Here is an 11,745-nt window from a genome sequence, read left to right on the forward strand (position 1 = left end):
CCGTGTCGGGGAGGATGCTTGGCGCGACTGGACACGGATGAAGAAAGCGCGAGACGGGTGCTCGTCGTCGATGACGACGCGGACTGGAGAGAGTTCCTTCGGCTCAGCCTGGAGGATCTGGGGTATGAAGCCACCGAAGCGGCCGATGGCCACGAGGCCCTGGCCAGTCTTCGGCGCGGTGAGCGCTACGAGGTCATGCTCCTGGACCTCAACATGCCGGGGATGAGCGGCCTGGAGGTCGTGGCGCGGCTTCCGCGCGGTCCCCTGCCCCGCGTGGTGTTCCTCACGTCAGCGGCGGCCCAGGACGTGGGCGACGCCCTGCTGTCCGGCCCCCACTACTACCTGCCCAAGGGCGCCAGCCAGGACCAACTGTCTCTCCTCTTGCAGTCACTTGGTGAGTGAGCGGCCGGGCATCCGGGGTTACGGTAGAGGGCTCCTGAGAGGAGGGCCATCATCGTTTCGGAGCTGCTCATCATCTTGTTGCTCGTCCTGGCCAATGGCGTGTTCGCCGGGGCGGAGCTCGCGGTCATCTCCCTGCGCCGCACGCGGCTGAAGGAACTGGTGGAGCAAGGCAGCGGCTCCGCGAAGGCGGTGGAGGCCCTGCGCAAGGACCCGGAGCGCTTCCTCGCGACGGTGCAGATTGGAATCACGGTGATCGGCGCCACGGCTGCGGCCTTCGGCGGCGCGAGCATCGCGAACCGGCTGGCCCCCGTGCTCGCGGGCTTCGGGCTTCCGACGGAGACCGCGGACGAAGTCGCTCTCGCGGGAGTCGTCATCGTCGTGTCGTACCTGTCGCTGGTGCTGGGCGAGCTGGTGCCCAAGTCGCTCGCGCTGCGGGCCGGGGAGCGCTACGCGCTGCTCATCGGCCGTCCTCTCAACGGGCTGTCGTGGCTGATGCGGCCGGTGGTGTGGTTCCTCACCGCCAGCTCCAACGTGGTGCTGCGGTTGTTCGGCGACCGGACGACCTTCAGCGAGAGCCGCCTGTCGGCGGAGGAGCTGCAAACGCTGGTGGAGGAGGCCACGAAGCAGGGCTCCCTGGACCCGCGCGCCGGGGAGATCGCCGCGCGTGCGTTCGAGATGGGCGACCTGACGGTGGGCGAGCTGATGGTGACGCGCGAGCAGATCGTCGCGCTGCGCCGCCACGCGAACGCGGAGGAGATTCGCCAGACGCTGCTGGAGCACGGGCACTCGCGGATGCCGGTGTTCGAGGGCACGATGGACAACATCGTCGGCTACGTCATCGCCAAGGACCTGCTCGGGGTGGCCTGGGAGGGGCACCTCATCGTCCTGGAGGACGTGGTGAGGCCCGCCTTCTTCCTCGTGGAGACGATGCGGGCCATGGACGCGCTGAAGGAGCTGCAGCGGCGGCGCATGCAGCTGGCCATCATCGTGGACGAGCGCGGCGGCGTCGTGGGCCTGGTGACGGTGGAGGACCTGGTCGAGGAGCTGGTGGGCGACATCCTCAGCGAGTCGGAGACGCCCGAGGAGCTGGTGCTGCGCGAAAGCCCCCTGGCGGCGGTGGTCCAGGGCAGCGCGGCCATCCGGGACATCAACCGGGAGCTGGGCCTGGACCTGACCGAGGACGACGACTACTCCACGGTGGCGGGGCTGACCATCGCGCTGGCGGGCGGCGCGATTCCCGAGCCCGGCACGAAGCTCCGGACGAAGGACGGGTTGGAGCTGGAGGTCCTGGAGGCGACGCCCCGGCGCGTGCGCTCGGTGCGCATCCACCTTCCGGAGGCCAAGCCCGAGGAGGGCTGAGCACCGCAGGACTCCAGGCTAGCGGGACTCTGGAGCCTGGAGGGCCAGCTCTCCGGGGCGTGCTCCGGCGCGCACGCTCCAGCCTGGAGCAAGTTCCAGAACCCAGCCATCACCCTGCCACCGGGAGCCCTGCGCACGCTCGGGTGGCGCGACGACGGTGGCGGACTTCCAGTCCTGGGCCACGAGCACTTCGGACGTCACGCTGAGCGAGCCCCATTCATCCACGATGCGGGCTCCCGGATACACGGTGCCATGCTCGAGCAGCGGGACGAGTTCCCCCGGGTTGAACTGGATGCGCATGCGCAGCAGGGGCAGGCGCAACACGGGCCCCTCCACCAGGCGCTTGCGCAGGGCCTCCGCGCGCTCACGGGCGAGCCGCGCACGCGTGGTCTCGGCCTCGCGCAGGGCGGAGCCCTCATAACGCGTCTCGCGCCGCGCCACGTTCCGCTCGGGCCCTGGCGCGGGCAGCCGGAGGGCCTCCCCGAGCAGGTCCCCCAGGTCCGCGCCTTCCAGCGCCCGCTTTCGCCAGCCCGTGGCGGAGGCGCCCGCTTCATCCAACAGCAAGCCGTAGGCGGGGCCTGACGCATAGGCGAAGGCCCGCACGAAGGAGTTTCGCCGAGCGCCGTCGTCCAGGTTCTCCAGCGCCAGCGCCCGGCGCTCTCGAGCCTGGCTGGCCGCCGCGCTCACGCCGGTGTACTCCGCGAGCCCTTCATGGCGCTCCAGCGAGCCCTCCTCGGTGGTCGCCGAGGCGAAGCGCGCTCGACGCTCGCTCCGGAACGCCAGCGCGTCCTCGACGGCGGTGCGGCGCGCGGACGCGGTGCTTGAGCGCAGCGCGGACGCGAGGGCACGCCACTCGAGCTGCAACAGTGTGCGGCCCTCGAAGTCATCGAGGTGGGCATTGGCCCCCTCCTGGCCGCGATGTCCCAACGAGCTCGCGAGCCGATGGAAGGCCTCGTGGGCCAGCAGGGCGCGCCGACGCGCGGGGGCCTCGGGCAGCGGCGCCCTCAGCTGTACCCATGAGACTCCGGCCCAGGTGAGCGCCGTGTTGGCGATGGTGACGTCGGTGGGCAGGACGCCCACCCAGGGGCCCGCTCCGGACTTCCCGGGCCACTCGCTTGCCACGAAGGCCCGCGTTTCAGGATGTACGACGAGCAACGGAGCGCACAGCGAGTGCCCCCACAGTCGCCGCCCATCGGCTTCACAGGTCCGGCGAAAGTCCGCGAAGGCGGCTGTGATTTCGCCCACGGCCATGACCTCGGGCACGACGGCAGCTGGCTCGGGGGCGGCCAGGGCATTGCCGCTCGAAGCGACGCCCCAGAGACACGCCGTCGCGATACCGCACCTCGTCACGATTCCACGCTGACTCATGAAGCGCTCCTTGAAGAGGCCCCACCGCTCCTCGCTCGAGGCCAGAAGCATGCGGGCGAATGATACGCCCACGGCCGCAACGGGTACGTCGTTCACCCGCGTCGATTGCGCACGGAAGCTCCGTGGAGTGAAACGCCCGGCCTGCCCTCAGCGCCCCTTGGGCCGGGGCCGCGGGGCCGGGCGCGTCGGAGCACCTGCTTTCGCGCTCCCCTGCCCCAGTCGCCGCGCCGCGACGTCTTGATGCGCCAGCCGCCGCAGCGCGATGAGCACGGGCTCGTGGACCGCCGTTCCGAGCACGGCGTACTCAACGGCGGCCGTGGCCTCCCGGGGAATACTGCCGACGTCGAACTCGGCGATGGCGCGGATGTGCGGCCCATAGACGGCGAGCCGCCTGTCATCCAAGGGAATCCCCGCCGACTCCGCCGCCGCCAGCGCGAGCTCCAACTGGGCGACCGCGGCGAACCGGGGGTCATAGACCTGGCCCAGCTTCTCGAGCACCGCGCGGGCCCGGGGATAATCCTCCGCCGCCTCCGGCGTCACGCTGGGCGGCAACGCGGCAATCGCCTTGCCCAGCGTCTCGAAGAGGTCGTCCTCCGGGCGGTCCATGAGTTGGAGCACCTCCCGCGCCTTCTGCACACTCAGGCCCACCGTCTCCGTCAGCGCGCGAATCACGGCGATGCGCCGCACATGGGCCTCGCCGTACTCGGCCCGCGTCGCCGACGTGGCCTCTCCGGACGGCAACAGCCCCTCCCGCAGATAGAACTTGAGCGTCGCGAGCGGAACACCCGTCCGCTCCACCAGTTCAGAGATGCGCATGCACGGCCCCTTGCATTGGATACCTTCGGTATCTAATATTGGATACCATGGCTATCCAACCCCACACCCTCATCCTCTTCGGCGTCCTGCTTCTCTCGCTCATCACCGTGGAATCAGGCGGCTGGTTCCTCACCCGTGTCGGGCGGGGCAGTATCCCCGCGAACGCGCTGCAGAAGAACTTCTTCCGCGCGGGCCATGCGCATGCGGCCGTGCTGCTGATGCTCAGCCTGGTCATCCTGGTGGTGCTCGACGCGGCCCATCTGCCGGTCGGCTACGACGTCGTCGCGCGCTTTGGAGTCCCGGTGGCCGCGCTGCTCATGCCCGCGGGCTTCTTCCTCTCCGTGCTCGGCAAGGACCCCCAGCGGCCCAACCGACTGCTGGCCCTGCTGTGGATTGGCGCGGGAAGCCTCACGCTCGGCCTGCTGACGGCCGGCGTGGGCCTCATCGTCGCGGGCGTCAAAGCGTCGTGAGCAGGGGCTGCCACGATGAGGTCATGCCGCGAGCGCGGCTGACGCGACCCGTTCGACGGAGGCCGCTGGCGAATGAATGGCATTGGAAACAATACCAGCCACCCCAACAAATGACTATCAACCCTGAAACTCCCCTACCAGGCAGGCCTTCCCCCTAGGGCTCCGACGTCAAGGGTTGGGTGAGAACCCACCCGCCGTGAGTCATTGCATAATTCCGAGGATGACCCATGAGCGAGGCACCGGCTCGTCGCGTATTCTTTGGATGCCTCGATTCGAGGCCCATCCCCGGAGCCAGACATGACACGTGCATTGGGAGTTCCCGCGCTCGCGGCGTTGTTGTTGTTGGGAGGTTGTGAAGGCGTAGGCCCCGAAGATGCCACGGCGCCCGTGGGTGAACTGGGCGTCCATGAGGGGGCGGTGGGTGAGCTGGACTTGAGTGTCGAGGACCTGGTGGCGTCGTGCCAGGCCACGGCGTTGACGCTCTCGGGGGCCATCCAGAACCACGAGGCCACGGGCATCGCCGGTTCCACGGCGGCCGTGTACGCGGGCGGCACCGGCGCGGGCGGCACGCGACTGGGCACCCTCAGCGTGCCCTTCCTGGTGGGTGGAGAGCGCTTCCCCTTCCAGCTCTCCTTCACGGTGCCGGAGGGCACCCAGCGGGTGGTGGTCGTCGCGGACGACGACGGGGTCTTCAACGAGGACAACGAGGCCAACAACGTCGCAGCGGTCGACTTCTCCATTCCCTGTGCGACGAATCAGGGTCCGGTGGCGCTCTGTCGAAACGTGACGGTGGCGGCGGACGCGGCCTGCGAGGGCGTGGCCTCGGTGGACCACGGCTCGCATGACCCGGACGGCTTTCCGGGTCCCTTCAGCGTGACGCAGCTTCCCTCGGGCCCGTTCGCGCTGGGGACGACGCCTGTGCAACTGGACGTGACGGACGGGGCGAGTGCGAACACCTGCTCGGCGACGGTGACGGTGGTCGACACCACGGCTCCGGTGCTGGGGGCCAGCCGGGGGCGCGTCCTGACGCCGTCGGTGGGCTCGGACTACGTGCTGGTGTCACTGGCGGACTGCGCGCTGCCGGCGGTGGACAACTGTGGTGGGGAGCTGCCGCTGGCGCAGGCGGGTACGCTGTTGCGCGTCAGCTCCGACGAGCCGAACGATGCGCTGTCCCTGCTGCGGCTGCTTGCGTGTGACGACATCAAGCTGACGGCTGATGGCAAGTCCGCGCTGGTCCGCGCGGAGTCGGCGCTGCTGGGCAACGGACGCGTCTACACGTTCACCTACGGCGTGAAGGACGCGACGGGCAATGAGACCACGGGCACGTGTCAGGTCCGCGTCCCCGCGCTGCTGGGCAATCCCGCGGTCGACTCCGGGGTGACGTACTGCCAGGGCGTGGGTTGTCCCTCGGGAACGACGGGACGCGGACTGCTCTGCTCCCTGCTGTAATCAGGTCGTCGTGAGGGCCCGCCTGGGAAGATTCCGGGCGGGCCCGTGCGACGGTGACGAATCCCAACACACTCAGTGCTTGCCCAGCGCGGGGAGCCACACCTCGAGAACCCTGCGCGGCATGTTCCCGTACTTTCCCTGCAGCCCGATCACGCGGACGTTTCCCCTGAGCGCCACGCCTTTCTCACCGAGCACCTGCTGAACGAGCGCTCCCACCTTGTCGGCGAGCTGCTTGTCATCGGCATGGAAGTAGCGAACGTCACCCGTCGATGACGCTCCTTCCGTGAGGATTTCGGGACTCGGAACCCCGTAGCCTTCACCGTCCAGCGCCAGGGAAAGTGCTGTGGCTATCGATCTGTCGTTCGGGTCCGCGTAGTGGACGAACACCCGTGTTCGCTCCGCCTGGGCCGCGGCAACCAGCCTGCGCGCGCCAGCCGGCACATCCGAGGCCGGTGGCCCTGACTTGATCGCCTCCGCCAGATACACACGCGGCGAGGGTCTCTCGACCGTTTCAGCCTGTGCCGACACCAGGCTCAGCTCACCGGCGGAGCCCGCGCTTTCGGCGAGCGCCACCCGAATCTGCCCGACCAGACTTTCTGGAAAGGCGGCAACCAGGACGTTGCGCTTCAAGATGCGCTTCTTCGCATCCTCTCCGAAGATGGCCTCGTCATTGAGCTTCAGATACTCGAAGAAGTCCTTGCGCCACCCATTGTCCAGCTCACGTTCCGCTTGAAGCTGGGCAAGCTGTAGCTCCCGTTCCTTCTGTTCCTTCGCGAGCGCGAGTTCCTTCTCCTTCGACGCCACCGCCACCCAGACCTGGACGCCCGAAATCAGGATTGTCGCCACCGAAATCACGGCCCCCAGATTTCGATTGAGAAGCCCCTGGCGAGAGGTCGACGTGGTCCGCTCATGCTCGAACCGCTTTTCCTCGAGCAGCACCCGCCTGCGCTCCAATTCCAAGCGCTCACGCTCCAGGCGAAGCTGCTCCTCTGAAGGCGTCTCTCCAGTTTCGCTCATATGTCCCCCCGGGCAATCAGCGCCCTCGGGCAGGGTACTTCAAACTTGCTTCCCCGCTCAAACCAGGCCCCGGCACAGTGCGCCGACGCGAGGCTTTCGTCCTGGTAGACTCACGAGGTCCGGAGGAGTCCATGGAGGTTACCAGCTCGAAGCGCGGCGACGTGGCGCCCCTGGACAGCCGAAGGCGCCGCTTCGTCGTTCTCGGAACATCTGTCGTGCTCTGCGGGGCACTCATCGGCATCGCCCGGTCGCAGGTCCTCCAGTTCAAGCGACACAACACACACGTCGAATGCAAGGCGACGCTGAAGGCCTGGTACTTGACCCAGAAGGCATTCCACGACGAGCGCGGAAGGTATGACCCCGCCTTCGCCAACGTCAGCTTCCTGGCCCACGAGAACGGCCGCTATTCATACTTCGCGGGCACCAGTCCGACGGCACGGGCCGATGGCACTCAGGAGGCAGGAAGCAACAAAGCCCAGGTGACGGGCGTGACATTCTGGTGGGAGTTGCCTCCACGCGCGGCAGTGTCCGTGGAGCAGCTCCCTTCCGAAGTGAGGGCCCAGCTGGGCCTGTCCGGGACGTGCCCACGGTGTGAAATCACCGCGGCATGCGCGGCCAACCTGGATGACGACGACACGCTCGATGTGTGGGTCGTCTCCACCGGATCACTGGCCATCACTGGCCCAGAGGGCTCCACGGTGTCACCCGGCATGCATTCACATTGGATGGATGACCTCGACGACTCCTGAGCGCCACCCTCCGTGCCCAGTCGAGCATGCGCGGAGGAGGAGCAGGAGGCGTCGCACCTCCTGCTCGAGACGCGGCGGTTGAAATCAAGAGCCGAGCCTACCGCCCGCTCCCATCAATTCTGCGCACACAGCCAGACCTTCCCGAACGTGCAACGACACTCACCCGCCGTGCCCTCGGAGTAGCAGCAATCCTTGAACTGCCCCGCCACCGGGCAAGCCTTCCCATGGAGGTTCTCACACAGAGACACGCCTGGGCACCCCGTTGGCACGGGCGGAGGGCACGCAGTGAATACCCCATTGCACGTCACGCCCTGGTAATCCGTCGCAGAGCAGCTTGTTGTCGACGAAGGGCAACTGACCGAGCCGGTGGAGCACTGCGCGGTACACCCCGCGAGTTCTTGAGATACGAGCTCAAGTTCCTCACTGCTGCTCGCACTGCCATCCGAGGAACCTCCACAGGCCATGGCTCCCACCAACATCGCACTCAACGCAGCGCCGAAGAAATACTTCACAAACATTGGACCCTCCGTGGAAAGGCCAAGAGTAGAAGGGATGAAGAGGGTCTGCCTATCCCAGGTTTCTGGGATTGGGATTCGCATAGTCGTTCTGCCGGCCTGGGGGTATGGAGTGATTCCACCCATGTTCAAAAGGCGTAGCGCTGGCCCATTCACTCAAGTCCCGCCCACATGGCGCGGTTCGTCCCCACGCCAGCCTCCCATTGCACTTCGGGCTCGATAGGGACGGCACGAGGTGGCACAGGAGCCCCGAGCGTCAGCCCGGGCCGCGGCGGCCACGGGCTGGGTGTCTGGGGTCGCCTTCGGCAGGCCGCGCCAATGACTCCTGAATTGCAACTGTTGCAAGAATTGCAGAAGATAGTACCAGCCCGGCCGTCCTTCGCTCGCACACCTTCACGACAGGGAACTCACCATGAAGAGCCTGAAGCTGTGGGTGGTGGCCTGCGCCGCCAGTCTCTCGATGGGGTGCGGAGACGCACCGGCCGATTTGGCCGGCGATGGCGATGAGATGCGCGAGTCCTCGCAGGAACTGACAGGCTGTACCGCCACCTGTGAGCAGGGCACTGTCAGTTGCCCGTCGTCGACGACTAGCTGTTCCGCGACGCACTACGTGGGCGTGACATGCGACGGCGTCGCTATTGCCTGCCCACCTCCTACTGACCCACCATTGCCGACGTGTTCGCCATTCTTGCCGCGATGCACGTCCTATTCGGGTGGTAGCTGCGACGTGCTTAACGAAACTGTACCTTGCTGCGTCGACGAGGCGACTTACTCGTGGGAGAGTTCCTGCAAGTGCGCAAAGCTTGGCGCCTCAAGACCACCATACAAGTGGATGTGTGCCTTCTAGGAACTGTCAATCCCGAGCAGAGGGAGACGATCCCCTCCTGCGCGCGGCCCGATGATGACCGTCCCCACACCAGTCTTCGCGCCCACTTTGGGTACGGGCGGGACCGCGGCAGCCAACACCAGATAGCCGGACGCAGCCCCACAGGTCGCGATGGTTCCCGCAGTGGCGCTGTCGGCGCGTCACCTGCGGGAGCCACTCCCGAAGCCATCCGCGCAGCAGGTTCTCACCCGGCGCTGGCGCCTCGGCACGGGCCTCCACGCGGCGCGTCCATCCCAGAGCTTCCACTCCTGCTCCAGGCGACTTGCGCCGTGTGCGGACTAACCGCCGTCTTCACTGAGACAGGAGAGCCGAAGCGCACGTACCATGCGTCTCCCGCTGCCTGAGTCGCGAAGCCGCACAGCGAACCGGCCAGCCAGGAAGTGCCCATGTACGACTTTCTGTATGCCTTCACGCTGTGGCTGGCGCTCACCGGCGTCGGCATCCTCCTGCTGTTCGCCCTCATCAAGGTCGAGAAGCGCGGCTACGAGAAGGAGAGGAAGGCCCTGCTCGATTCTCTCCGCTGCGTTGCATGCGGCGGCGAGAGCGCCCCTGACTCCATCTGGGGGCCCGACTCCATTCGGGTCAGGCGGGGCATGCCACAGCCTCCTCCCGAGGTCGAAATGATGTGTGCGACCTGCGGGCTCGTCGCCATTCACACCGACAAGGGGGAATACGTGCGGACTGGCTCGCTCCTCCCAGACAGCGACTGAGCAAGGCCTCCTCACGAGAGAACCTCCAGCACCACGCGCACAGCCCACTTCCTGGACGCGCTCGCGAGACGGCGCGCGAATTCGCGCGGTACAGGCGGGTGCGCCAGCGACAGGCCAGAGCCACCGCGACCCAGGAGGGAATGGCCGCGCATCGATCACTCCGCCCTGGCGCGCACAGGGACTGCGTTACCGCTTCGCTCCCCGGCGCAGGTCCCGGGTTCCGCAGTCAGCCAGGTGGAACGTCCCCGGGCGGCTCATGCGAGAGACGACGCGGGCGCCGACGTGGGTGGCGAAGTCCGAGGGCCCCCCTTCCCTCCGCTGCACCGAAAGGTGAGTGGTGTACGCCGTCACCATGCCGGGCCTGTCCCGTCTGTCCACCAACTCCTCGAGGAGTTCCCGGTGGCGCGGGCCCAACTCCTCGCCCGGCAACCCATCGACGTCATCCAGCACGAGGACGCGCACTCGGGCGGCTCGCTGGAGAAGCGGCACGTCCCCCGCCTCGTGGTCGCTGACGCGCTTCAACTGCGACCAGGGCACGAAGAGCCCGGCGGACGCGTCCCATTCGGGCAGATGCTGGCCGCCGCGCGTCTCGTGGCGCACCGCGGAGCGGAAGAGGTGGCACGCCCCAGCTGTCTTCCCCACCCCAGTGCCGCCAGACAGCAGCAGCGTACGCAGCCCCTCCCGCAGCACGTGCCTCGCCGCGCGGAGGGCAGCCGTCTCCAGCACCTCATCCCCGGCGAGGGCTTCCACGGCCTCCGACGGGGCGTCGCACAGCTTCAGGTGCAGAGGCCACGCGTCGGCCTGGGCGACCTCGAGCCGAACCCTCTCCGCTGCCTCGGCCTGCTGTGACTCCACCTCCCGCCGCTTCCAGTCGGCCTCGAGCTGAACCAGCCCCGCCGAAGGTTTCTCGCGGGCCTGGGACATGGCCTTCCGCATCAGGTCCGCCAGCCGCTGAGGCCCCTGTCGCTGGGGCTCGGCCGGGGCGGTCTTCTCGTCGTCTCGACTCACGGGCTTTCCACCACGCCGTCCTGGTAGTCACCGGAGTTGAGGGGGCGTCCCGGCGTGCGCGCGGCTGACGTCGACCGCATCGCAGGCCTGGCGTTGGCATTCCACCGTTTCATCAAGTCGCCCAGGTTGTCATACCGCTGCATGAATCTCGCGTGGATGCCGTGCCCCCGCCGGACAGCACCTCATGGACTCCGCCGCTGCCGACGAGCGACAGCTGCGTCCGGGTGGTCCCGTCGTCGACATGCTCCCACCCGTAGTCGTGTCCCCTGGCTTCGCGGGAGACGCGCTCCACGTCTCCGCGCAAGGACTCGGTACGCGCGCCTCCAGGGGCGGCAGCTCGCATGAAGATGTCCGGGTCCTCGCGCGAGACCACCGAGCCAGCGGAACGGGTGCCCACCACCAGCATCAAGGTCAGCGGCATGCGCCCTCCGGTGGCCAGCGCGCTGCGATGCGCCGCCGTTTCGCTGGTCGCCAACGAGTCAACCTGTGCGGCGCCCTGGGGGACGGCGCCAGGGACACTCGGCAGGGCCCTCGGGTCGTCGAACTGAACCGGGGCTGGCGCCGGAAAATGACAGCGAGCGTCTGGCCCCCGTGCGCAGCGTCCGCTCGTGCAATGGCGAGGGCAACGCAGGCCTCCTCTTCGAAGGCCCCGCGCTTCACCGGAATCTTGCCGGACGGGTCTGCCGCAGAGGCAGCCCTCGGGCGCACGAGAAGGTGACGTCCGGGACCGACAGGAAGAGGGAGGGCCGAAGGGCAACCCGGGAGGAGCAGTTCACCGCCCTCCCGGGCACCACATTCCGGAGTCGCATCAACCACTTGCGACGACGCGCGATACAGGATTCGAACCTGTGGCCTTTGGCTCCGGAGGCCAACGCTCTATCCAGCTGAGCTAATCGCGCAGAACCGCTACAGCGAGGGCACAAGTAGCCGAACTCCCCGGCCGACGCAAGCCCGCATTCCGCCCAGGGCTGACGGGAGAACACCCCACCGCAGGGG

Annotated in this window: 11 protein-coding genes and 1 tRNA gene; 6 read left to right on the forward strand and 6 right to left on the reverse strand. The window is 67.8% G+C overall.

Translation table 11 applies throughout. The features are described 5' to 3' along the window. The first annotated feature begins 18 nt into the window (after positions 1-18). Positions 19-402, forward strand: coding sequence for a response regulator (locus tag HR086_RS21060; RefSeq protein ID WP_141647363.1), 384 nt, complete (start codon positions 19-21; stop codon positions 400-402). Between the two features lie 78 nt (positions 403-480). Then, positions 481-1,761 (forward strand): hemolysin family protein, encoded by a 1,281-nt coding sequence (locus HR086_RS21065; protein ID WP_141647371.1) that lies wholly within the window; start codon positions 481-483, stop codon positions 1,759-1,761. 18 nt (positions 1,762-1,779) lie between these two features. On the opposite strand, the gene HR086_RS21070 is transcribed toward HR086_RS21065, so the two are convergent. Both HR086_RS21070 and HR086_RS21075 read right to left on the reverse strand, forming a co-directional pair. Continuing rightward, positions 1,780-3,129 carry a hypothetical protein gene (locus HR086_RS21070; protein ID WP_174466500.1) on the reverse strand — a complete coding sequence of 450 codons (1,350 nt, stop codon included), beginning with the start codon at positions 3,127-3,129 and terminating at the stop codon, positions 1,780-1,782. 147 nt (positions 3,130-3,276) lie between these two features. Beyond that, the gene (locus HR086_RS21075) at positions 3,277-3,945 is read right to left on the reverse strand and encodes a MerR family transcriptional regulator (protein ID WP_174466501.1); all 669 of its coding nucleotides are present in this window, start codon (positions 3,943-3,945) and stop codon (positions 3,277-3,279) included. A 47-nt stretch (positions 3,946-3,992) separates the two neighbouring features. Between HR086_RS21075 and HR086_RS21080 the strand changes: the two genes are divergently transcribed. Both HR086_RS21080 and HR086_RS21085 read left to right on the forward strand, forming a co-directional pair. Then, positions 3,993-4,415 (forward strand): hypothetical protein, encoded by a 423-nt coding sequence (locus HR086_RS21080; protein WP_174466502.1) that lies wholly within the window; start codon positions 3,993-3,995, stop codon positions 4,413-4,415. Between the two features lie 297 nt (positions 4,416-4,712). Next, positions 4,713-5,864, forward strand: coding sequence for a CARDB domain-containing protein (locus HR086_RS21085; protein WP_174466503.1), 1,152 nt, complete (start codon positions 4,713-4,715; stop codon positions 5,862-5,864). A 72-nt stretch (positions 5,865-5,936) separates the two neighbouring features. On the opposite strand, the gene HR086_RS21090 is transcribed toward HR086_RS21085, so the two are convergent. Then, positions 5,937-6,881, reverse strand: coding sequence for a hypothetical protein (locus HR086_RS21090; RefSeq protein WP_174466504.1), 945 nt, complete (start codon positions 6,879-6,881; stop codon positions 5,937-5,939). 131 nt (positions 6,882-7,012) lie between these two features. Here HR086_RS21090 and HR086_RS21095 point away from each other — a divergent pair, with 131 nt between their 5' ends. Together HR086_RS21095 and HR086_RS21100 are read left to right on the forward strand one after the other, a co-directional pair. Further along, positions 7,013-7,630, forward strand: a complete 618-nt coding sequence (locus HR086_RS21095; RefSeq protein ID WP_174466505.1) for a hypothetical protein — start codon at positions 7,013-7,015, stop codon at positions 7,628-7,630. Between the two features lie 1,787 nt (positions 7,631-9,417). Further along, positions 9,418-9,741, forward strand: coding sequence for a hypothetical protein (locus HR086_RS21100; protein ID WP_174466506.1), 324 nt, complete (start codon positions 9,418-9,420; stop codon positions 9,739-9,741). Positions 9,742-9,927: 186 nt separating this feature from the next. Here HR086_RS21100 and HR086_RS21105 read toward each other — a convergent pair whose 3' ends face one another. The 3 genes from HR086_RS21105 to HR086_RS21115 form a co-directional block, all read right to left on the reverse strand. Further along, entirely contained in the window at positions 9,928-10,749 is an 822-nt protein-coding gene (locus tag HR086_RS21105) for a hypothetical protein (protein WP_174466507.1), read from the reverse strand. A gap of 112 nt (positions 10,750-10,861) precedes the next feature. Next, the gene (locus HR086_RS21110; RefSeq protein ID WP_174466508.1) at positions 10,862-11,224 is read right to left on the reverse strand and encodes a hypothetical protein; all 363 of its coding nucleotides are present in this window, start codon (positions 11,222-11,224) and stop codon (positions 10,862-10,864) included. Between the two features lie 350 nt (positions 11,225-11,574). Further along, a tRNA-Arg gene (locus HR086_RS21115) sits at positions 11,575-11,648 on the reverse strand. Positions 11,649-11,745 lie beyond the last annotated feature (97 nt).

This window comes from Myxococcus sp. CA039A (genome assembly GCF_013336645.1).
Classification (GTDB): Bacteria; Myxococcota; Myxococcia; order Myxococcales; family Myxococcaceae; genus Myxococcus; species Myxococcus llanfairpwllgwyngyllgogerychwyrndrobwllllantysiliogogogochensis.

Bases quoted from the DNA above. Each gene is read 5' to 3' on its own strand.
- HR086_RS21075 (WP_174466501.1), bottom strand. From the start codon at position 3,945: ATGCGCATCTCTGAACTGGTGGAGCGGACGGGTGTTCCGCTCGCGACG.
- HR086_RS21070 (WP_174466500.1), bottom strand. From the start codon at position 3,129: ATGAGTCAGCGTGGAATCGTGACGAGGTGCGGTATCGCGACGGCGTGT.
- HR086_RS21080 (WP_174466502.1), top strand. From the start codon at position 3,993: ATGGCTATCCAACCCCACACCCTCATCCTCTTCGGCGTCCTGCTTCTC.
- HR086_RS21095 (WP_174466505.1), top strand. From the start codon at position 7,013: ATGGAGGTTACCAGCTCGAAGCGCGGCGACGTGGCGCCCCTGGACAGC.
- HR086_RS21100 (WP_174466506.1), top strand. From the start codon at position 9,418: ATGTACGACTTTCTGTATGCCTTCACGCTGTGGCTGGCGCTCACCGGC.
- HR086_RS21090 (WP_174466504.1), bottom strand. From the start codon at position 6,881: ATGAGCGAAACTGGAGAGACGCCTTCAGAGGAGCAGCTTCGCCTGGAG.
- HR086_RS21085 (WP_174466503.1), top strand. From the start codon at position 4,713: ATGACACGTGCATTGGGAGTTCCCGCGCTCGCGGCGTTGTTGTTGTTG.